Raw genomic sequence first — 19023 nt, 5'->3', positions numbered from 1 at the left:
GGGGGGTGGGGACGTCACCCTGCTGCAGCGCGGATTAGCACAGCTGGAGGAGCCGCGCTCCAGTGACGGCGGGTCACCCTGCCGGGGCGACCTCCCACGGCAGCACCGCGGTGAAGGTGGCACCGCCGCCCTCCGTGGGCTCCAGGTGGATGCTCCCCCCATGCGCCTCCGCGATGTGACGGGCCATCCACAGCCCCAGCCCGAAGCCGCCGTGGTGATTGGCGGAGCTGGCACGCTCGAAGCGCCCGAAGATGCGCTCCTGGTCCTCCGGCCCGATGCCGGCGCCATGGTCCCGCACCGCCAGGCTCACCCGGCCCTTCGCGCGCGCCACGGTGACCTCCACGGGCCTGCCCGTCCCGAACTTGAGGGCGTTGTCCATGAGGCTGTCGAGCAGCTGCTCCAGCCTCGCGCGGTCGTAGCTCCCCACCACCGGCAGGGGCGCCTCCAGGGTGAGGACGCAGTTCGCGTGCAGGGCCTTCGGCCGCCACCGCGCCACGACCGTGGACGTCAGCTCCGCCAGGTCGACCTCCTGTCGTGAGAGGTCCAGCGGCCCGGTGACGAACTCCGCCAGGTCGACCAGCTGCTCCACCAGGCGGGTCAGACGCTGGAGGCTCTTCTCCGTCGTTCGCGCCTTCTGCCGCGTGGACTCCGGGCTTGCGTCCGGCGGCAGCCGCTCCAGGCCGCGCACCAGGGACTGGAGGCTGAGCGACAGGGCGCTCACGGGCGTGCGCAGCTCATGGCTGGCGAGCCGTAGGAAGTCGTCCCGCGTCCGCACGGACTCGCGCAGCGAATCCTTCTCCATCTCGTTGCGGACCACCTCCCGGCGCACGCGGGCCATGTCCAGCTGGGTGCGCACCCGCACCAGCAGCTCGCGCGCGGAGAAGGGCTTCACCAGGTAGTCATCCGCGCCGCTTCGCAGGCCCTCCACCGTGGCCTCGTCGCCCGCCCGCGCGGACAGCAGGATGATGGGGATGGCGCGCGTGCGTTCGTCGGCACGCAGCTCCCGCACCAGGCCAAAGCCATCCAGCACCGGCATCATCACGTCGGAGAGGATGAGGTCCGGCGGCCGGACGCGCGCCTGCTCCAGCGCCTCCTGCCCGTTCCTGGCGGCCTCCACGTGCGGGAAGACATGCTTGAGCAGACCCGTGACGTAGGCGCGCAGGTCGGCGTTGTCATCCACCAGCAGGATGCGGGACCGCGCGAACTCCGCGGAGACTTCAGGAGAGCGCGACGCGGATGCGAGCGGCGCTCCGGTGTCCGTGGCGCTGACGTCCGTGGACCAGCGGCGCGCCTCCTCCACGAAGGGGATGGCGCCCGAGGGGACCGGCCCTGGCCGGAAGGTGTGGTCGACGCGCTCCGGGGGCAGGTGGTCCGTCCCCCGCGGCAGCCGCAGGGTGAAGGTGGTGCCCCTGCCCAGCTGGCTCGTCACCGCGACGCTGCCTCCATGCAGCTTCACCAGCTCCTGCACCAGCGCGAGCCCGATGCCCGTCCCCTCGTGGCTGCGGCCCTGGGTGACACGGACGCGGTAGAAGCGCTCGAAGACGCGCGGGAGTTCTTCCTCGGGGATGCCCACCCCCGTGTCCTCCACGCGGAGGACGGCCTGCGCGTCCTCCCACTGGAGGCTCACGCGGATCTCCCCGCGGTAGGTGTACTTCACCGCGTTGGAGAGCAGGTTGAAGACAACCTTCTCCCACATCTCCGGGTCGACGTAGAGGGGCTCGGGCAGGGGCGGACAGTCCACCACCAGCCGCAGGCCCGCGCTCTCCACCGCGGACTGGAAGGCGCTCGCGAGGTTCGTGGTGAAGACAGACAGGTCCACGGGCACGTAGCGGGCCTGCGCCCGTCCCGCCTCCATCCGGGAGAAGTCGAGCAGGGTGTTGACCATCTTGTAGAGCCGCAAGGCATTGCGGCGCACCAGCTCCAGCGGCTCTCCCTCCAACGACTTCGGCGTCCCCGCCAGCGCGTCCTCGATGGGGCCGAGGATGAGCGTGAGCGGGGTCCGGAACTCGTGGCTGACATTGCTGAAGAACGCCGTCTTGGCCGCGTCCAGCCGGGCCAGCTCCTCCGCCCGCTGCTTCTCCTGCTCATAGGCGCGGGCGCTGGCGATGCTGGCGGAAAGCTGCCGCGCCAGCAGCTGCAGGAAGCCGCGGTACTCGCCGTCCATCGTGCGCAGGGGGCTCAGGCCGGCCACGAGCACCGCCGTGGTGTCCGTCTCCACGCCCATGGACACCGGGAGGACGAGCGCGCGCGTCGTGGGCTCCGGCCAGGGCCCGCCGGGAAGGGGCCCGAAACGTGGGTGGAGGTCCTTGAGCAGGACCTCCTGTCCCACTCCCGTGACGCTCGCGAGCGGCCAGGAGGACGTGTCGTCCAGCGCCAGCGCGGCGGGGGCGGCGCTCCCCCCACGCTCCAGGCCCGCGCAGCTGACCAGGCGTGCCTGCTCCGCCTTGACGACGTAGAGCAGCGCGAAGGGCACGTCGTACGCCGCCTGCGACAGCACCTCCTCCAGCGAACGGAAGATGTCCTCGACCTTCTTGTCCAGGGCCATCCGGATGGACAGCTCCCGGAGGATTCCCAGCCGGCGGTCACCCACCACCTGCCGGGTCGTCTCGCTCGCGATGGCGAAGAGGCCGGCGATCTCTCCCGACTCGCCGATGGTCGGGTTGTAGGACCAGGTGAAGTAGGACTCCTCCCGCAGGCCCCCGGGGCGGCGCGCGAAGTTGACGTTCCCGTCTTCGATGTAGATGGGCTCGCCCGTGTCCTGGGCGCGTTTGATCAACGGCCCCAGCTGGGCCCACTCCTCGATGAGCGCCTCGTTTCCGCGCGCGCCCAGCGTCTCGGGATGCTTCGCCCCCAGGATGGGCCGGAACGGGTCGTTGTAGAGCATGCGCAGCTCGGGACCCCAGAAGAGGATGATGGGGTAGGGCGAGCGCAGCATCGTGCTGACGGACGTCCTCAGGGACTGGGGCCAGTGCTCGAGCGGGCCGAGCGAATTGCTGGACCAGTCATGGGCCCGCATCAGGGCGCCCATCTCACCGCCGTGCTGGATGAAGGGCTCCTCGCGTCCCTCGCGGCGAGGCGTGTCCGGCACCCCGGTTCCGCTGGGATCCGTCGCGCGCGAGAAGGTCGAGGAGCTCATCGACCAAGGTCGTTACCACACGGCTCCGGGGCCGGGCGGAGCGCGTGGGCGGAAGGTTGACCCCTCGACGCAGGCCCTGGAGGGCGAGCAGCCAGCCACCCCGTGTGTGGCTACGTACGGGAGTGGCCCCGGCGCGCGGCGTCCACGCTCCAGATGCCGGAGCCGTGAGCAGCGATGTAGAAGAAGACGAAGCAGTAGAGCGCCGCGAGTTCGCCCTTGTTCAGCATGGGGTTGAGGTTGCCCCCGTTGGGGATGACGTGCCCCATGAAGAAGGCGACGGCCATCGTGCCGCTGGAGATGAACGCCGCGGGCCCGGCGAACAACCCGAGCGCCACGAGCAGGCCGCCCAGGAACTCGATGCCTCCCGCGCCGTAGACGATGAACGGCGGCGCTCCGGCGGGCATCCCTCCGAACATGCCGAAGACCTTCTGCATGCCGTGCAGCATGAACATCAGCCCCGCGGCGATGCGGAGCAGGGCGTAGATGCGTTCAGCGTGGGGCCGCAGGAATCCCATGGTGTTCTCCAGGCGCGTGCCGGGGGATGGAAGGTCCCGGCACGCGCCCGTGAACCATAACGGCGGGCCCGTGTCCACGCCGCGTACGGGCCCGGAAACCCTACTTGCTGCTCTGGACCACGGTCTCGTCCACGATGGTGAGCTTGTCCACCGCGCCCGTCATCCCGATGTGCGTGAAGGCGCTGTAGGGATAGGCGCCGTCATCGAGCTGCTCCACGAACTCGATTTCATCGCCCGTCACCTGGCGGCCATCCTCCAGGGTCACCGTGAACGCGCCTTCCTGGAAGCGCACGCGCCAGATGCAGGCACCCATGCGGCCCGCGCCCGTGGTCACGCCGAAGCCCTCCACGCCGAAGTACGTGTCCGGGTGGCGCATGCGGTCCATGTACGCCCAGATCTGCACGGAGGACCACTCCCACCAGCGGTGCGGGAGCATGAAGGCCACCATCTCGCCCTGGTTGCGCACGTTGATGGCGTAGGAGGAGCCGCCCGGGCTTCCGGTGAACGTGGGCAGCATCCGCATACCGCCATCGGGGTTGCTCGGGTCCGGGGCCAGCGACAACGTGCTGATGACCTGGTCCTCGTTGCGGCCGTAGTACCGGATGCCCTCATCGCTCGCGCCGAAGTCCACGATGGACTTCTGCCGCCAGCTCTCGGCGCGGCCCATGACGCCGACGACGCCGTCCTTGTCCAGGCTGTTCAAGCCGGTGACCACCAGGCCCTCGTCGGTGGACTTCAGCGCCGCGTTGCCCGTGCCACAGTGGGTGATGCCCTCGAAGCGCTGCACACAGTTGCGCGGGGCCGCCATGACCTCCTGCGACGCGGAGGCGGCCTTGGCCTCCTCCTGCGAGGGGTCTCCCTGGCAGCCCGCGAAGACTCCCACCAGCGTGGCCGTCAGCAGCCGGCCCACGAACATTCCTGCTCGCATCATGGACATCCATTCCTCCTTGGGGTGGACAGCGGAGGCCAGATGTCTGCAATGGACAGACCATGACGCCCAACCGAGACAGTCACTCGGATGGCAATGATTGCCGTTCGGCGGCTGTGACGGTTCAGGTCACAGGAATACTGGTTTTGTGGCGTTTCCGGTTATTTCTGTCGCAGCCCGTCATTCTTGACGCCCAATTGGTTTCGCGCCGCGTCGATGGTTTCGAGCAAGGCGATGCTGTGTTGCAGCGGATGCAGGGGTGACTCGGTGCGTCCTTCGGCGATGTGGAGCGCGACAGCGGCCGCCTGCCAGGCGAGGCCCTCGCTGCCGTGGATGCCGGACGGGTCGGTCCAGCGCAGCCGCTGGTCCGACCGGGCGGCCTTCAACGTGAAGCCGCTGGGGGTGAAGAAGCGCGAGTCAATCTGGAGGCGCGCGTGCGTCCCCGCGATGACGGCCTCCTGGGGTGTCTCCGCGAAGAGGGTGGTGTGCAGCAGCGCCTGGGCGCCCGTGGGGTACGTGAGGACGAGGGCCGCCTGTCCATCCACGCCTGTCTCGGTGAGCGAACCCGTGGCGTGCACGTGCGGCGGCGGGCCGAGCACGAGGTGCGCGAGCCAGATGGGATAGATGCCGATGTCCAGCAGCGCGCCACCGCCGAGCGCGGGGTTGAAGACGCGGCCTTCGGGGTCGAAGTCGAAGCAGCCCCCGAAGTCCGCCATGACGAGCCGGACGTCGCCGAGCACGCCGTCGTGCAGCAGCCGTTCGATGAGCAGGGTTTGCGGGAGGAAGCGCGACCACAGGGCTTCCATGGCGAAGACGCCCGCGGCGCGAGCGGCCCGGGCGACGTCGCGGGCCTCGCCAGCGTCGAGCGCGAGCGGCTTCTCCACGAGGACGTGCTTGCCGGCGGCGATGGCGAGCAAGGCCTGTCGCTTGTGTTCGCTGTGGGGAGACGCGACGTAGACGATGTCGACGTCAGGGTCCGCGACGAGCTGCTCGTAGGACTCGTGGACGCGCGGGACGCCGTACTGCGCGGCGAAGCGCCGGGCGCGCTCGGGGTCACGCGAGGCCACCGCATGGACGCGCTGGTCGGTGTGCCGGTGCAGGGCCCAGACGAAGCCCCCGGCAATCCGCCCTGGCGCGAGCACGCCCCAGCGCAGCACGGGTCCTCCGCGCAGGGGGATGGCTTCGACGTGGGGGAGGGTGCTGGGGAAGGCGCTCACGGTCCAAACTCTAGCCGGGGGACGCCGGAAGCGGATGGAGTAGGGTGCGCGTCCGATGTCGCTCCCGCTCGTGCACATCTACTGCGACGGCGCCTGTTCGCCGAACCCCGGCCTGGGAGGCTGGGGCTCCATCCTCATAGCTCCCGAACGCAATGGCTACCGCAAGGAACTCCAGGGCTCGGAGGCGGACTCCACCAACAACCGGATGGAGTTGACCGCGGCGCTCGTCGCGCTGAAGGCCCTGAAGACGCCGTGCCGCGTCCAGGTGTTCACCGACTCGAAGTACGTGTGCAACGCCTTCGCGGAGAAGTGGCTGGACACGTGGCAGGCCAATGGCTGGCGCACGTCGGGCAAGAAGGCCGTGTCCAACGCGGACCTGTGGCGCGAGCTGCTGGAGGCCGTCCGCGTTCATCAGGTGACGTGGCACTGGGTGCGGGGCCACTCGGATGACGTGGAGAACAACCGCGCGGATGCGCTGGCCGTGGCGGCCCGGCTGGAGCTGGCGGCCCGGCTCGGACGGTAGCCCCAGGGCGCTCGCGGAAGGGTCCGCTCGTCCAGCGAAGCGAGCGCACGGGCCATCCGTGCGGTGCCTGGTTCATTCCGGGCGTCGTGCATCGAGGTGCAGCAATGCTAGTGCATTCGGCAGGGCCGCGCCTTCCGCTGTGTTGTCGAAGACGCACCACACCCGGCGACCGGCCTGCTCGTGTCCCGCTATCTCCACGGCCAGGGCCTCCAGGAACGTCTGGGAATATTCGGAGTAGTACATCTTCGGTGAGCCATGCAGCCGGTAGTAGACGACCTCCGCGTCTGGCGGCTGGGGCGCGCTCACCGCGGGCGGATCCGCTCTCACGTAACGGATGCGTGCGTCGTCCAGCACCTGCCGGGCCTCGTCCGTGAACCAGGTCCGGTGCCTGGGCTCGCACACGACGTCCACCGAGGTCCGCTCCCGCAGGGACTGGAAGAACGCGCGGGCCGTTTCAGGCTCGTGCTGGAGGCTGGGCGGCAGCTGGACCAACAGGCACCCCAGTTTGACATCCAGGTGACCCGCCTCGCCCAGGAAGCGCTCGAGCGGCTCGCGTGCGTCGCGCAAGCGCAGCTCATGGGTGATGACCTTGGGGACCTTCACCGCGAAGCGGAACGTCTCCGGAACGCTGTCGCGCCAGCGGGCGTAGGTGCCGGGCCGGTGCGGCCGGTAGAAGGAGGAGTTGATCTCCACTGCGGGAAGGACGCGCGCGTAGCGCTCCAGGTGGGTTCCCGTCGTGGGGAAGTGTTCACCCACCGCGCTCGACAGGCTCCAGCCGGCACAGCCGACCCGGCAGCGCTCGTGAGAGGGGTTCGAAGGTCCGTGTCGCACCCGGAGAAGCTAGGCACGGACCGGCACGAGGCTCACCCTCACCCGCGCCGGACCTTGAGGCCGGGGTGCCAGCAGTCGGCGAAGACAGCGTCCAGGGGTGACGCTGACCCGGCACCTCTTCGGAAACGCCATGGGAATAATTCCAGACGCGGTCGTAACAGCAGGGCAACGCCCACTCATTGAGAGGTTTCACACCATGAAGCGCTTGTCCCTGTTCGCGGCACTGACCCTCCTGTTGACGACCCTGGCCTGCGGCCCCGCCGATGAGATGGCTTCCGAAGCCGGGTTCGAGACCCAGCAGGTGGAGCAGGCGGCGACACAGTCCGCGGGCTCCACGTCGGAGGAATTTCCGCCCATCCACTGTGCCAACCGGATGGTGGCCTTCTCTGTGGGGTGTACTGGCACCGGCTGTGACAACGTGTCGATGAACTGCCGCGACATTCCATCCAACGCCGGGTATGGCAGCAAGACCTGGACGCGGTCGTTCTCCGAGGAGACCACGACCCCCACTCTCTGTCCTACGAACTACTGGGCGACGGGCGTGTCCTGCACGGGAAGCTTCTGCGACAACGTCTCGCTGGAGTGCACGAACATCACCGGGCGCACCCCGGTGGACTGCTACTGGTCCAACTGGATCTCCGACGAGACCGCCCCCTTCCAGGCCCCCGAGGAATACTTCATCCGGGGCGCGAAGTGCCGGGGCTGGTACTGCGACGACATCAGCCTCTATTACTGCAAGATGGGCTGAGTGACGGCGGACCCATTCCAACGCCACCGTGCGAGCGGACAGACTGGGCTCCTTCGAGTCCGAAGGGGGAGCTGTCCTTGAATCTTTCGTCTGTCCGCCGTGCGCTGGGGTTCGCGTTCGACCAGGTGGGCATCACGCTGGAGGACTCCAGGGCCGTAGCCAAGGGCACCGCGAGCGCGGTGGAGTCGGTGATTGGCGTGGGCGTGGCCGGAAAGTTCGGCTTCCTGCGCCGCATGTTCGTCAGCGCCAGCGCGAGCAACGGCGCCCGGAGCTACGGCGTGGAGGCGGCGGCCCAGAGCGTGGACATCGTGGACTCGGAGGTCTTCAGCGGCGGAGCCACGCTGTCCGCGGCCCTGCACGCGGAGACGCCCGGCGTGTTCGTGCGCTCCAGCCGCCTGAAGGGAACCGGCACGGGGGGGACCTTCGGCATCTACGCGGACTTCCCGGCTCCGGCGCCTGGGGTTCGCATGGGCGTCGACCAGTCCTCCATTGAAGGCTACGAAACGTCCGTGTACCTCAAGGCGGGGAGCACGGCGCGGCTGGGCCACGCGAAGCTCTACGGCGGGGTCTTCATGGAGCAGGGCGCGAGCGCCTTGTGCCTGTTCACCTTCCAGACCGTGCAGCAGGACACCCTGCCCGTGGACACCAACTGCCTGTGACGAGCCCGCGCATGGCCCCCTGTCCGGCGCGGCCTCCTAAGGCACGGCGCAGCCGCTGTCGTCACAGGCGGCGGTGACCTTCTGGGGTGCGGGCCGCTGCTCACCGGACACAGGAGCAGCCTGGGCCTCGAGCAGCAGGGTCTGCAGCTCGGCGCCCAGCTGCAGGTCGTCGTGCATGCCGAAGACCTGCCGGCGAAGCCGTCCCTGCGCATCAATGAGGACCGTCGTCGGCGTTCCCTGCATGGCATACGCCCTCATGGTCCGCGGGATGGGGTCGCCACCTTCGCCCGGTGCGTCCACGCCCACCGGGAACTTCACCCGGTACTCGTGGAGGAACGCCCGCAGGGACTCGAGCTTCATGGCCTCGTGGTGCTCGAAGACCGTGTGCAGCCCGACCACGACGAGCGGCGCGCCCGCGAAGACTTCCGCGACGCGCTGTGCCTGCGGAATGCCCCGGGCGACACAGCCCGGGCAGAGCATCTGGAAGGCGTGGAGGAGGATGACCTTGCCGCGGAGTCGCTCCAGGGTGAGTGGCTCTGGCGTATTGAGCCAGTCGGTCGTCCGCCAGGCCGGTGCGGGGCGCGGTGTCATCAGAAGTCCCCGTCCTTGACGTAGGGGTGGGCCCAGAGCGTCACCTGCAACAGGCACGACTTGACCCACGCCGCATGCATCTTCTCCACGTCCTCCGCGGAGTGGCCCTGCTCGGCCAGGAAGGGGCGCAGGGTGAAGGTCACCGGGAAGATGAGCGCGAACAGGTTCCGGAAGGGAACGAGGTCCGTGGAGGGGGCTCCGTCGGTCTTGTTCTTCCCGACGCGGTGATGGCGCAGGCCGATCTCGTGCTGGTAGTCGAGCCAGGCCTGGTCGTACCGGGCGCTCGACGTGTCGAGGATCCACTGGCCGAAGCGCTTGCGGACGGAGGTGAGGTAGTCCCCCAGGGGCTTGCCGTCCGTCTTCCCGCTGAACGAGGCGAGCAGGTGCGGCTGGCTCCCGACGAACCCATACCAGACGTCGAGGATGGCCTCGACACGCCCCTTCACGATGTCGTGCGACCTGCGGAGGGCCTTCACGTCCTCTTCGCCGAACAGGACGCTGGCCTTCATCTGTTCGAAGTCGTTGAGGGAGACCGGCGAGCGCGAAACGGACGCGGTGCCATGGGTATAGCCGGGGATGTTGCTCATTGTGTTTCTCCTGCTCGGAGCAGAGCTCCGCCGTTGCCGTCGGCCGGAAGGGCCGCGGAAAGCCGTGTTCATTCGTGTTTGAGACTTGGAGACGTCAGGCGCGACGCATGAACTGCTCCCAGACCTCGCGTCGCGCCGACTCCGCCGCGAGCTCGTGTTCCGGGCAGTCGATGCGCAGCTGCTCACTCGACAGGGGCGCGTCCACGAAGGCGCAGTGATGCGGAGACGCGCCCGGGCGCACGTTCGGGCGGAAGTGCGTGCAGGTCACGCACATGCCGGTGACCGGAACGAGCCCCTGCTCCTGGAGCATCCGGATCATCTTGACGATGCCGGCGAAGAACGCGCGCTGCTCCTCTGGGGAGAGGTCCGCGACCGCGTCCGCCATGAACTCGGGCCACGAACGCGCGCGAGCCCCGAGGGATGCGCCCGTGGCCGTGGGCGTCAGGAGGCTGGCGCGCGGGTGCCTCGGATCCGCGGAGCGGGTCACGAGCGCCTTCTCGACGAGGACGCGGACGGAGTCGCTGATGGTGGGAAGCGTCACGCCAAGGCGCTCGCTCAACTCCTTGCCGGTGAGGGGCCCGCTCGCGACCAGCGTGGCGAGAATCTGTCCCTGCGTGGCGGACAGGCCCGCTCCATTCGCCTGCTGCCATGACTGCTGCTTCATCGCGAGCCCGATCTTGTGGAGCCCTGTCGCGATGCGCGCGGAGATGGGTTCGCTGTTCTCGTCGAAGTATCCCGGTCGCTTCCCAGTCATGCACTTGATCTAAGTTAGGACTCCTAAGTTGTCAAGGCGACCGGGTGGAGCCGTTCGTGTGGCAGAGTCCCCCCGCTTTGCATTCCTTCGCGTTCACCCGCCGGTTCCGGGCCTGGCACTTCGTGCTCGGAGCCTTGTTCATCTACACCGTGGTCTGTGTCTGGAGCGCCTTCCGGGGAGGGGTGTTCGCGTTCCACGACCTCGCGCTCCTGAACGACCTGTTCTCGAACGCGGTGTACCGGGGCCGTCCCTTCTGGGTGACGGACATGGACCTCAACCACCTCACGGTGCACTTCACCCCGACGCTGCTGCTGCTCACGCCGCTGTTCCTGCTCAGCGATTCGCAGTTCCTGTTCATCCTGCTGGGGCTGGTGGCGCTGTACGCGGCGGTCGGGCTCCAGGTCTGGTTCTTCGAGCGAATGATCGAGGAGCGGGAGCTGCTCCCCGCCGCCTGGAGGCCGTGGGTCTCTGTCGCCTTCATGCTGTATCTGGCGCTCAATCCGTTCGTGAAGACGGTCGCGCTCTCCGCGCACTTCGAGGTGTTCTTCCAGCTGGGCTCCACGGCGGTGCTCGTGATGCTCCTGCGGGGCGCGCGGATGCGGTGGGTCGTGCTCACGGCGCTGCTCACGTTGGGCGTGCGTCCGGATGGCGGCCTCTTCCTCGCGTTCCAGTCGGCGGCATTGCTGCTGCTGCCGGCCGTGGCGCGTCCTCCGCGTGCGGTGCTCACGCGCAGGGCGCTCGGGGTGTCCGCGCTGGCGCTCGGCTATCTCGCGCTCTGTGTCGCGGTGGTGCTGCCGGCGCTCGGGACGCCTTCAGGCACGCGGTTCTGGTCGCACTACGGCAGCACGTGGGGGCAGGTCGCCTTCACCGCGCTGGGCGACCCCGGCCGGGTGGTGCATGACGTGGCCACCAGCGGGCTGGTGGTCTTCCAGCGCAGCTTCTGGTGGCTCCAGTTGCTCTCGCCCGCGGCCACGCTCGTCAGCACGATTCCGGGCACCTTCTTCTTCATGGCGGATGCGCCGGACAAGCGCCTCCTCTGGTTCTACAACTCAGCCTTCCTGCTGCCGGGGCTGGGCGTGTGCGCGGCGGCGGGCTTCGGGAGGCTCGCGGAGGCGTGGAAGGGCGTGCTCGCGCGTGGGCGGGTCCCCGCCTGGGCCGCGACGGCGCCCGCGCTGTTGCTCGCCGTGCTCGCGCTCCTCCAGGTCGCGCGCTTCGACCGAACCATCGGGTCTCCTCCGCTGCGCCCCATGCCCCCGGTGGATGGAGACTTCCGCCAGGCGTTCGAGCGCCAGGTCCAGGCCTGTGCCTCCTGGCGCGCGGTGGCCACGGATTTCCGCTCCATCGTCTTCGTGCCCAACGGCTACGACCGCTTCCTCCTGCATCACTATGAGCGGGCGCAGGTCGTGCTCGTTCCCCCGCGCGTGGACACGCTCCTCCTGGGAGCGGCCTCACGGGAGGCGTTGCTCGACGCGCTCCAGGGGGACTCCCGGTTCGAAGAGGTGGCGGACCCGGGACCGGTCCGCGTCTTCGTGCGGAAGGACGCGCGCGGCTGCGGTTCGTGAGGCGCTTCAAGGAGGGGCGGTGGACGGAGGGGGCACATCCGAGGTCCAATCACGGCCGTCATGACTCCAGACGAAGTGCAGAGAACCCTGGCGGATGCGGAGCTGGTGCCGTGCGCGGAGTTGTCCCTCGCGGACGCCCGGAGGATGGTGGAGGGCTTCCTGGACGCGGACGTCCCCGCTCTCGTCCACCGTGAGGCGTGCAGCAAGGTCGGCTGCTCTCCGAAGTTCCAGGTGCTGGTGCGGCCCGAGGATGGGCCCCGGGTGGCTGCCCTGCTCCAGCAGGGGTGGCTGGAATCGGTGCGCCGCGAGGGGCTGGTGCCAGAGGGGACGACTCCCCGCCTTATGCCCGCCGCCCCGTCAGAAGCCGCCGAGGAAGAGGGCGAGCCGCCCTGCCCGGCCTGCGGAACGGCCGCCCCTCTGGTGGCGGGCGCCTGTAGCGACTGCGGCCTCCAGCTCGAGTAGGCGGGCGTGAGCTGTCTGGGAGGTGAAGTCGGGATGACTGGATTCGAACCAGCGACCTTGCGCGCCCCGGGCGCACGCTCTCAACCAGGCTGAGCTACATCCCGATGGGTTTGAGTCCTCGAGGGAGGACCCGGACATGACCGAGGCCGGGTCCCCCCTCGGGAGCCCGGCCTCTTTCCATGCCCGTCCCGGTGTTACCGGGTGGCGGCGTGGGTCAGGTGCCGGGCGGACAGCCGTGGAACGAGGCGATGGCCAGCTCCAAGCTGTCTGGAGTGGGCTCCATGTCGGTGGGGCGGTTGGGGCTCGGCTCGTCGCGCTTCGTCATGGGCATCACACTCCTTTCGCGTGGAGCAGGGACGCGGCGGAGCCTCCGTCCTGACAGAGCTGCTTCCGCCAGCTCCGCTTTTCGATGCACCGGACGTTGTCCACGTCCGCGAGCGTCTTCAGATACCGGCCCAGGTCGAGCAGCTCCGTGTCGTGCTCCTCGCCCTCGTATTCCCGGACGTAGATGGCGTTGCCGTGGTTGTGGATGCACTTGGCCGGCGTGTCATCGACAATCAGGACGCGCTCCAGCCGGTAGCCCCGCCGCTTCACCTTGCGCAGCTTCTTGACCCAGCCGTAGTGCACATCCGGATCGAGAAACCCGTCCCGCTGGACGCCGGCCCGGTCGAGCCCATACGTGCACCGGCTCCGCCCCCAGACGAAGTCCAGTTCGAGCTCTGGCGGGACGATCCGCTTCACGAGCTCCGCCACGTACTTGTCCGCCCCCGCTGACCAGATGGCCAGCCGGAAGTGGGCGGCGCACTCCCGCAGGAAGGGCTCCAGGTGCGGACGCACGTAGACGAAGTAGCCCAGGGCCTGGAAGTCCGCCTCCCGGGCCAGGGGCTTCTCGCTTGCGTGGACCAGGGTCTCATCCAGGTCCAGGATCAACAGGATGCTGTCCGTGGGCGCCGTCACCGGTGGGTCTTCTCCCTCCCGGTGATGACGCAGCACGGCTTCCGGAAATGACGACGCGGCGTCACTGTACGCCGGGCGCTCGGAACACCTGGCCGTTGCGGCCTTCGAGCACGAGGCTGGCCTCGTCCGTGCTGCCCACGCGCAGCTCCACGCGGGGCTGGCCGCGGCGGTCCACCAGGAGCAGGCCCGGTGAGCCCTCCTCATCCGCGCCCAGGATGGCGCGGGGCCTTCCCGTCACGTCCGCCAGCTCCAGTCTCGAGGAACCGTCCACCTGGAGCCCCACGGAGAACAGCTCCGCGCCTCCGGACTTGGACAGCGTCAGGCGCGGCGCCTCGTCGGAGAACACCATCAGCTCCGCCAGCGACTCGCCTTCCGCAGTGGAGAAGCGCAGCCGGGGCGAGTCGTCCTCGCCCACGCCCAGCAGTGCCCGGGGCCGGCCTTCGCTATCGTTCAACACCAGCGCCGCGCCGCCATGGCGGTTCGCTTCCAGGCTGGCCCGTGTGCGGCCCCTGGCGTCCTTGAGCACCAGCCGCGAGGTGACCAGCTCTCCCGAAGGAGACTGCGTCGCTTCGTCACGCAGGGCCGCGGTTCCCAGTCCCACCCCGGCCAGCACGAAGGCCGCGAGGGTGAGGCCCTGCCACCGTCGGAGCCGGCCTTCCAGCCGCTCCATGCGCGCGTCCAGTGAGTCCATCCCGGCGTCGCCTCCTGTCCCACCCAGGTGGGACGGCAGGAGGCTAGCAGAGGCCAGGGGGGCTCCGCTCAGCGGGGCAGGAAGAGGAGCAGGAACGTGGGCAGTGCGGCGGCGAGGACGCCCACGCCGAGCGTGAGCACCATCTGGAGGAAGAACAGGTCCTCCAGCGTCTCCTCCAACACGCCCTCCAACCGGTCGATGGCCAACATCTCCAGCTCCCGCACCGCGGAGGGCATGTCCGGCGATGTCAGCACCGCGCGCAAGGCGATGAGCCCCAGCACCCGGCGGGACTGGTCCATGAGGAAACCCTCCAGCCATCCGGCGCGCGAGGCCGCGGATTCGCGCGCCTCCTCGGGCTCGCGCATGCGCTCCGCCACCGACTCCTCGATGGCCCGGGCGAGCTCCGCGCGGCTGGGCGTGCTGGTCCCGCGCAACCGCCGGGCGACCTGCAGCGTCGCGGGCTTGAGGATGGCGTACGCGTAGCCCATCAACCCTCGCGCGCGGACCTCGCTCGCGAGCCGTGAGCTGACCCCGTGGAGCATCCAGACGTAGCCCCCGGCCAGGGCCAGGGGCAGGGGCGTGAGCACGAAGCTCAGGTAGTTCAGCCAGGAGGGCGTCGGCGCCGCGCCCGTCCAACGCGGCGCGAGCACGAAGACGCCCGCCAGCACCAGGCCGAAGCACCCGAAGAGGAAGAAACCCTTCAGCGCGCCCCCCACACCGGAGCCCAGCAGCGCGGGCACCATGGCGAGGAGGCTCCGCAAGCCCGCGCGGGTCATGCCTCCCATGGATTCACGCGGAGGCGCTTCGAGCGGTGCCGCGTCCGGGTCCCGTTGCTTCAAGGCCGCGTGGCTCATGACGCGCGCTCCCCGGCCGCGAGGTCCAGCTCCGCGGTGGCCCACCGGTCCACCTGTTCGGCGGAGGGCGGCGATACATGTGCGCTGGCCTTCAGCTCACGCCTGCGCCGCCACCACATCAGGAGCGCGGCGGCGCCGAAGAGCACGGCCCCCAAGGCCAGCCGGAACAGCAGCCACGGAATGGGGCCGGACCGGGAGCTCTGGCGTTCCTTCCACCACGCCGTGCCGGTTCCAATCAGTGCGAGCACGCCCGGAATGGCGGCCATGTGCCACAGGAGCCCACTGTCAGGGCCCGGCACGAGCGCCAGCAGCCCCAGGAACACCGTCAGGGTCCACAGCAGGATGCGGCCCAGCCGGAAGTTCGTCAGCCCCACCAGCACCGCCGCGACGGGCTTCGAGCCCTCACCACTCATGTTGCGTCCCCATGGGGACGTCATCCTAAAGGGATGCGGGCTTGCGCCCAAAGCCAGCCCCGGGCCCTTCTGGGCTCACGGCTGGGGGTGCCACCACAGCCCCTTCAGTCCCGCCTGCTCACATGCCTGACGCGCTTCCTCGGTGTAGCAATAAAAGACCAACTCAGGGACGGAGAACACGGGCGGGAAACCTCCTGGCGGAGGGCGGAGCACGAGCGGCTCGGCTTCCTCGCGGCCCAGGAGTTCTTCTCCGCACTGGTGGAAGGGCACGCCCTTCACAAGGGTGCGCTCCCGGTCGAGGCAGTCTGTCTGCTCCAGCAACTGGAGGATGACGAAGTCCTCGTTCTTCAGCGCCGGATCCTTCACTGAATACCAGGTTCGCTTCCGGGGGTACCCGTTGCGCACGAGGTGCCTGATGCGTTCTGAGTAGATGACCGTGGGGATGAGGCGGTGGGGAAACAGGCCCACCGCTTCGAGTACGCGCACCATGCGCCGGGAGAGCAGCAACAACCCCAGGGGCGCGGTGAGAAGGTGGTCGCGCCCGTTGATGCTCTCCAGGTTGCCGACGAACTCGATGACCTCGGGCGCGCCCTGCTGACGCTGATAGTCGATGCCGGGGTCGTGGAAGGTCACGCACTCAAAGCCGTCGAATTCGATGAGATCGACGTCGTAGATATCCGCATTCTCCTTGGCATGGGAGACATCCGTCGACAATGCATACATCATGTGGTGTGTGACTCCCCGAGGGAGGGCAGTTGCAGCAAGGCCAGCTTCTTTCCCGTGAGCACCTTACCGCCGCGACGGGCTTCGAGCCCTCACCACTCAGGTTGCGTCCCCATGGAGATGTCATCCAAAGGGGGACTGCGACCAACGTCAGCCCCGGGCGCGTCCGGGCTCACGGCTGGGGGCGCCACCATAGGCCTTTCAGTCCCGCCTGCTCACACGCCTGCCGTGCCTCTTCGGTGTAGCAGTAGTAGAGCAGCTCGGGGACAGAGAACACGGGCGGGAAGCCTCCTGGCGGCGGGCGGAGCACGAGTGGCTCGGCTTCCTCTTGGCCCAGGAGCTCTTCTCCGCACTGGTGGAAGGGCACACCCTTCACGAGGGTGCGTTCCCGGTCGAGGCAGTCGATCCGCTCCAACAACTGGAGGATGACGAAGTCCTCATTCTTCAACGCAGGGTCCGTCACCGAATGCCAGGTCCGCCTCCGGGGGTATCCGCTGTACACGAGGTGTCTGATGCGTTCCGAGTAGATGACTGTGGGGATGATGCGGTGGGGGAACGGGCCCACCGCTTCGAGCACGCGCACCATGCGCCGGGAGAGTAGCAACAACCCCAGGGGCGCGCTGTGTATGTGGTCGCGCCCGGCGATGCTCTCCAGGTTGCCGACGAACTCGATGACCCCGGGCGTGCCCTGCTGGCGCTGATAGTCGATGCCGGGATCGAAGAACGTCACGGACTCGCAGCCGTCAAACTCAATGAGATTGACGTCATAGATATCCGCATTCTCTTGGGCGTGGGAGGCATCAGCCGACAATGCATACATCATGTGGTGTGTGACTCCCCATGGGCGGGCAGCTCCAGCAATGCCAGCTTCTTCCCCGTCAGCACCTTGTCGCCGTGCTGCTCGTGGAGCACCTTGATGGCCGGCTCCTTCAGACTTCCGGACTCAATAGCCCGGCGAAGCTCGTTCTCGACCTTGAGGATGGCGTCCTCAATGATTTTGGGCGTCCAGCTGGAGGGTGGGCCCCTCGCGATCAGTCTATTCCAGACGGCGTCCAGCTGGAAACTCACGAAGTTGCTGTAGAGCGGGTGGCTGCCCGAGTGGATGAGCTGGCCCTCCACGTTGATCCCGGAGTGCATGTCGAGGATGTTCGACCCCCGGTCAATCGTGTAGCCCTTGAGCCGCTCCATGGCCGTGCGGATCAGCCGGTGGCTCTGGGCGATCTCGTCGGGGATGAGGTGGTGCATGGGATGGCCTGCGGAGAGCCGGACTTCCGCCGCTGCCCGCGCCGCCGGGCCCTGGGTCTTCTCCACCCAGTCCAGGTAGTTCTTCCGGTAGCGGGTGAAGACGCTGAGGCGAGGCGTGCCCTTGCCGACCTTGAGCACCACCAGCCCATCCTGAGTCACCGTGAGCGCCCCATACTCGTCGCCCAGGGCCTTCCCGTCAGGACGGCGCAGCCGGAAGGGCTGGGAGTTCGAACTCAACTTCTCCAGGCGGTAGCCAGCGGCCTGGAGCTCCCGCTTGAAGGCGTTGAACTCCGGCGTCCCCTCCTGCGGGATGCGGCGTCCGACGAAGTCCTTGAGCTTGTCCCAGTTGGGAAGCTTCTCCAGCAGCTTCTCCAACTCGGCGTCGCTGAGCGTGCGCTCGGTCAGGGTGGGCTCGGGATCCGGCTTGGACGTCCCGCCCTCCTCGACGGCCTTTGACAACAACGGTGCGCCGGAGCCCCAGGGATTGAAGGGCAGCGGGACAGACGGAGCGGCGGTGATGGAGCCTGGCTGGAACACGGGGACGCCCGCGTAGGCACCGCCCGGGCCCGCCGCCGCCATCATGTAGATGCGGGGTGGGGTGATTCTCACGGACGTCATCAGCTTGAGCCCACGTCCCGCGTTGGTCTTCACGCCCATCAGCGCCAGCGCCGCCATCGCGATGCTCACCAGCATCCGGAGGAAGGACTTGCTGGCCTCCTTCAGCTTCTCTGGTGAGCCATTGGCCTCCCAGGCCTGGGTGAGCCACAGCTGCGCGTGCTTCAGGGCCTCCCCTCCAGCCTCGATGAGGCCATGGGCTCCGAATGCCGCCAGGCCCAGCTGGATGAGCGCCGCCGCGAGCTGTCCTACGCCGGTAGGCGTCGCCGCGAGGAACGTGGACAGCGCCTCCGCGGCGATGAAGCCCACCACCATCGCCGAAATCTCCAGCCAGTTGTCCAGGATGGCCTTGCCGTACTGACCGGTGACCTCTGCGAAGAACTGGTCCGCCTGCCGCACGGAGGTGAGGACGTCCTCCAGATGCCGGGCGGCCTTGCGCGCCTGGGCCATCGCCTCGTGGGTGATGGAGCCGCTCGACACGATTCCCTGGAGCTGGTTGGCGAAGGCAATGCTCACCAGCCAGATGCGCTCGCCCGCGACCAGCCGCACGTCACCGTCGATGCGCTGGACGCCCTTGCGGCCACTCTTCACGTTCACGTGATGAATGACATTCTCGTAGAAGCGCAGGTCTCGCCCCGGCTGGATGGCCTGCCGGTAGCTGCGCGCGGCGATGGGCTCCAGTCTCTCCCCTGGACGGACCTGATGGAGCGTCGCCGCGGGCTCCGGCAGCTGGGTCGTGATGCGCAAGGTCTGCACATAGCCTTGCAGCAGGTATCCCCCCACCACGGTGGAGACGTAGGACCAACCAGGTGCCTGGGCATGGTCCCGGATGACGCTCACCCGCGTGCCCGGAGGCAGGGGCGCCGGAGTCAGACAGGTGGAGCCCTTCAGCTCCGCGGGGAGCGTCCGCAGGTTGGCGCCATCACCCTGGTCGATGAACCCAAACTGAATCGTCATGTGTCCCCCCCAGTCTCGGGACTGAGAGGATTCAGCCGCCCGGACCGGGAGTGAA

20 protein-coding genes and 1 tRNA gene are annotated in these 19023 nt (G+C 68.5%); 5 read left to right on the top strand and 16 right to left on the bottom strand.

Going from position 1 to position 19023, the window contains the following annotated elements; translation table 11 throughout:
* Nucleotides 1–73: 73 nt before the first annotated feature.
* The 4 genes from D7V80_RS12810 to D7V80_RS12795 form a co-directional block, all read right to left on the bottom strand.
* A complete protein-coding gene (locus D7V80_RS12810) occupies nt 74–3136 on the bottom strand; it encodes an ATP-binding protein (RefSeq protein ID WP_120588421.1) in 3063 nt (1020 codons plus the stop codon).
* 110 nt (nt 3137–3246) lie between these two features.
* Nucleotides 3247–3651 (bottom strand): DoxX family protein, encoded by a 405-nt coding sequence (locus D7V80_RS12805; RefSeq protein WP_120588420.1) that lies wholly within the window; start codon nt 3649–3651, stop codon nt 3247–3249.
* 100 nt (nt 3652–3751) lie between these two features.
* A complete protein-coding gene (locus tag D7V80_RS12800) occupies nt 3752–4582 on the bottom strand; it encodes a hypothetical protein (protein WP_147447080.1) in 831 nt (276 codons plus the stop codon).
* 158 nt (nt 4583–4740) lie between these two features.
* Nucleotides 4741–5796 (bottom strand): Gfo/Idh/MocA family protein, encoded by a 1056-nt coding sequence (locus D7V80_RS12795; RefSeq protein WP_233585289.1) that lies wholly within the window; start codon nt 5794–5796, stop codon nt 4741–4743.
* A gap of 55 nt (nt 5797–5851) precedes the next feature.
* On the opposite strand from D7V80_RS12795, the gene rnhA reads away from it, so the two are divergent.
* On the top strand, nt 5852–6319 hold the full coding sequence (gene rnhA, locus D7V80_RS12790; RefSeq protein WP_120588418.1) for a ribonuclease HI: 468 nt from the start codon (nt 5852–5854) through the stop codon (nt 6317–6319).
* Between the two features lie 72 nt (nt 6320–6391).
* Here the strand turns inward: rnhA and D7V80_RS12785 are convergent, their stop codons facing one another.
* Nucleotides 6392–7075, bottom strand: coding sequence for a DUF72 domain-containing protein (locus D7V80_RS12785; RefSeq protein ID WP_199738577.1), 684 nt, complete (start codon nt 7073–7075; stop codon nt 6392–6394).
* A 271-nt stretch (nt 7076–7346) separates the two neighbouring features.
* On the opposite strand from D7V80_RS12785, the gene D7V80_RS12780 reads away from it, so the two are divergent.
* Nucleotides 7347–7898 (top strand): hypothetical protein, encoded by a 552-nt coding sequence (locus D7V80_RS12780; protein ID WP_120588416.1) that lies wholly within the window; start codon nt 7347–7349, stop codon nt 7896–7898.
* Nucleotides 7899–7975: 77 nt separating this feature from the next.
* On the top strand, nt 7976–8557 hold the full coding sequence (locus D7V80_RS12775; protein ID WP_120588415.1) for a hypothetical protein: 582 nt from the start codon (nt 7976–7978) through the stop codon (nt 8555–8557).
* A 36-nt stretch (nt 8558–8593) separates the two neighbouring features.
* Here the strand turns inward: D7V80_RS12775 and D7V80_RS12770 are convergent, their stop codons facing one another.
* The 3 genes from D7V80_RS12770 to D7V80_RS12760 form a co-directional block, all read right to left on the bottom strand.
* A complete protein-coding gene (locus tag D7V80_RS12770; protein WP_120588414.1) occupies nt 8594–9148 on the bottom strand; it encodes a redoxin domain-containing protein in 555 nt (184 codons plus the stop codon).
* Nucleotides 9148–9735, bottom strand: coding sequence for a protoglobin domain-containing protein (locus tag D7V80_RS12765; RefSeq protein ID WP_120588413.1), 588 nt, complete (start codon nt 9733–9735; stop codon nt 9148–9150). The genes D7V80_RS12770 and D7V80_RS12765 overlap by 1 nt, the downstream gene beginning before the upstream one ends.
* A gap of 94 nt (nt 9736–9829) precedes the next feature.
* Nucleotides 9830–10489: a MarR family winged helix-turn-helix transcriptional regulator gene (locus D7V80_RS12760; protein WP_120588412.1), complete on the bottom strand. Its 660-nt coding sequence runs from the start codon at nt 10487–10489 to the stop codon at nt 9830–9832.
* A gap of 56 nt (nt 10490–10545) precedes the next feature.
* Between D7V80_RS12760 and D7V80_RS12755 the strand changes: the two genes are divergently transcribed.
* Nucleotides 10546–12051, top strand: a complete 1506-nt coding sequence (locus D7V80_RS12755) for a hypothetical protein (RefSeq protein WP_147447079.1) — start codon at nt 10546–10548, stop codon at nt 12049–12051.
* Between the two features lie 60 nt (nt 12052–12111).
* Complete coding sequence (locus tag D7V80_RS12750) at nt 12112–12513, top strand: hypothetical protein (RefSeq protein ID WP_120588410.1); 402 nt, start codon at nt 12112–12114, stop codon at nt 12511–12513.
* Between the two features lie 28 nt (nt 12514–12541).
* Here D7V80_RS12750 and D7V80_RS12745 read toward each other — a convergent pair.
* From D7V80_RS12745 to D7V80_RS42210, 8 genes are all read right to left on the bottom strand, one after another.
* A tRNA-Pro gene (locus tag D7V80_RS12745) sits at nt 12542–12617 on the bottom strand.
* A 226-nt stretch (nt 12618–12843) separates the two neighbouring features.
* Complete coding sequence (locus D7V80_RS12740) at nt 12844–13470, bottom strand: NIF family HAD-type phosphatase (RefSeq protein ID WP_120588409.1); 627 nt, start codon at nt 13468–13470, stop codon at nt 12844–12846.
* Nucleotides 13471–13531: 61 nt separating this feature from the next.
* Nucleotides 13532–14161: a hypothetical protein gene (locus tag D7V80_RS12735; protein ID WP_120588408.1), complete on the bottom strand. Its 630-nt coding sequence runs from the start codon at nt 14159–14161 to the stop codon at nt 13532–13534.
* 68 nt (nt 14162–14229) lie between these two features.
* Nucleotides 14230–15015 carry a hypothetical protein gene (locus tag D7V80_RS12730; RefSeq protein ID WP_120588407.1) on the bottom strand — a complete coding sequence of 262 codons (786 nt, stop codon included), beginning with the start codon at nt 15013–15015 and terminating at the stop codon, nt 14230–14232.
* Nucleotides 15012–15428 (bottom strand): hypothetical protein, encoded by a 417-nt coding sequence (locus D7V80_RS12725; protein WP_120588406.1) that lies wholly within the window; start codon nt 15426–15428, stop codon nt 15012–15014. Before D7V80_RS12725 ends, D7V80_RS12730 begins: the two co-directional genes overlap by 4 nt.
* A gap of 75 nt (nt 15429–15503) precedes the next feature.
* Nucleotides 15504–16154 (bottom strand): hypothetical protein, encoded by a 651-nt coding sequence (locus D7V80_RS42220; RefSeq protein ID WP_199738575.1) that lies wholly within the window; start codon nt 16152–16154, stop codon nt 15504–15506.
* A 169-nt stretch (nt 16155–16323) separates the two neighbouring features.
* On the bottom strand, nt 16324–16974 hold the full coding sequence (locus tag D7V80_RS42215; protein WP_199738574.1) for a hypothetical protein: 651 nt from the start codon (nt 16972–16974) through the stop codon (nt 16324–16326).
* Nucleotides 16971–18968: an AHH domain-containing protein gene (locus D7V80_RS42210; RefSeq protein ID WP_199738572.1), complete on the bottom strand. Its 1998-nt coding sequence runs from the start codon at nt 18966–18968 to the stop codon at nt 16971–16973. Before D7V80_RS42210 ends, D7V80_RS42215 begins: the two co-directional genes overlap by 4 nt.
* Nucleotides 18969–19023 lie beyond the last annotated feature (55 nt).

The organism is Corallococcus sp. CA054B (assembly GCF_003611625.1).
Classification (GTDB): Bacteria; Myxococcota; Myxococcia; order Myxococcales; family Myxococcaceae; genus Corallococcus; species Corallococcus coralloides.
Note: the sequence above shows the minus strand (reverse complement) of the source record. Positions and strands in the feature narration are given on the sequence as shown.

What these genes read in the sequence shown, in the direction of transcription:
- D7V80_RS42215 (WP_199738574.1), bottom strand. Translation starts at nt 16,974, where the DNA reads ATGATGTATGCATTGTCGGCTGATGCCTCCCACGCCCAAGAGAATGCG.
- D7V80_RS12725 (WP_120588406.1), bottom strand. Translation starts at nt 15,428, where the DNA reads ATGAGTGGTGAGGGCTCGAAGCCCGTCGCGGCGGTGCTGGTGGGGCTG.
- D7V80_RS12780 (WP_120588416.1), top strand. Translation starts at nt 7,347, where the DNA reads ATGAAGCGCTTGTCCCTGTTCGCGGCACTGACCCTCCTGTTGACGACC.
- D7V80_RS12770 (WP_120588414.1), bottom strand. Translation starts at nt 9,148, where the DNA reads ATGACACCGCGCCCCGCACCGGCCTGGCGGACGACCGACTGGCTCAAT.
- D7V80_RS12735 (WP_120588408.1), bottom strand. Translation starts at nt 14,161, where the DNA reads ATGGACTCACTGGACGCGCGCATGGAGCGGCTGGAAGGCCGGCTCCGA.
- D7V80_RS42210 (WP_199738572.1), bottom strand. Translation starts at nt 18,968, where the DNA reads ATGACGATTCAGTTTGGGTTCATCGACCAGGGTGATGGCGCCAACCTG.
- rnhA (WP_120588418.1), top strand. Translation starts at nt 5,852, where the DNA reads ATGTCGCTCCCGCTCGTGCACATCTACTGCGACGGCGCCTGTTCGCCG.
- D7V80_RS12760 (WP_120588412.1), bottom strand. Translation starts at nt 10,489, where the DNA reads ATGACTGGGAAGCGACCGGGATACTTCGACGAGAACAGCGAACCCATC.
- D7V80_RS12730 (WP_120588407.1), bottom strand. Translation starts at nt 15,015, where the DNA reads ATGAGCCACGCGGCCTTGAAGCAACGGGACCCGGACGCGGCACCGCTC.
- D7V80_RS12810 (WP_120588421.1), bottom strand. Translation starts at nt 3,136, where the DNA reads ATGAGCTCCTCGACCTTCTCGCGCGCGACGGATCCCAGCGGAACCGGG.
- D7V80_RS12765 (WP_120588413.1), bottom strand. Translation starts at nt 9,735, where the DNA reads ATGAGCAACATCCCCGGCTATACCCATGGCACCGCGTCCGTTTCGCGC.
- D7V80_RS42220 (WP_199738575.1), bottom strand. Translation starts at nt 16,154, where the DNA reads ATGATGTATGCATTGTCGACGGATGTCTCCCATGCCAAGGAGAATGCG.
- D7V80_RS12800 (WP_147447080.1), bottom strand. Translation starts at nt 4,582, where the DNA reads ATGATGCGAGCAGGAATGTTCGTGGGCCGGCTGCTGACGGCCACGCTG.
- D7V80_RS12750 (WP_120588410.1), top strand. Translation starts at nt 12,112, where the DNA reads ATGACTCCAGACGAAGTGCAGAGAACCCTGGCGGATGCGGAGCTGGTG.
- D7V80_RS12805 (WP_120588420.1), bottom strand. Translation starts at nt 3,651, where the DNA reads ATGGGATTCCTGCGGCCCCACGCTGAACGCATCTACGCCCTGCTCCGC.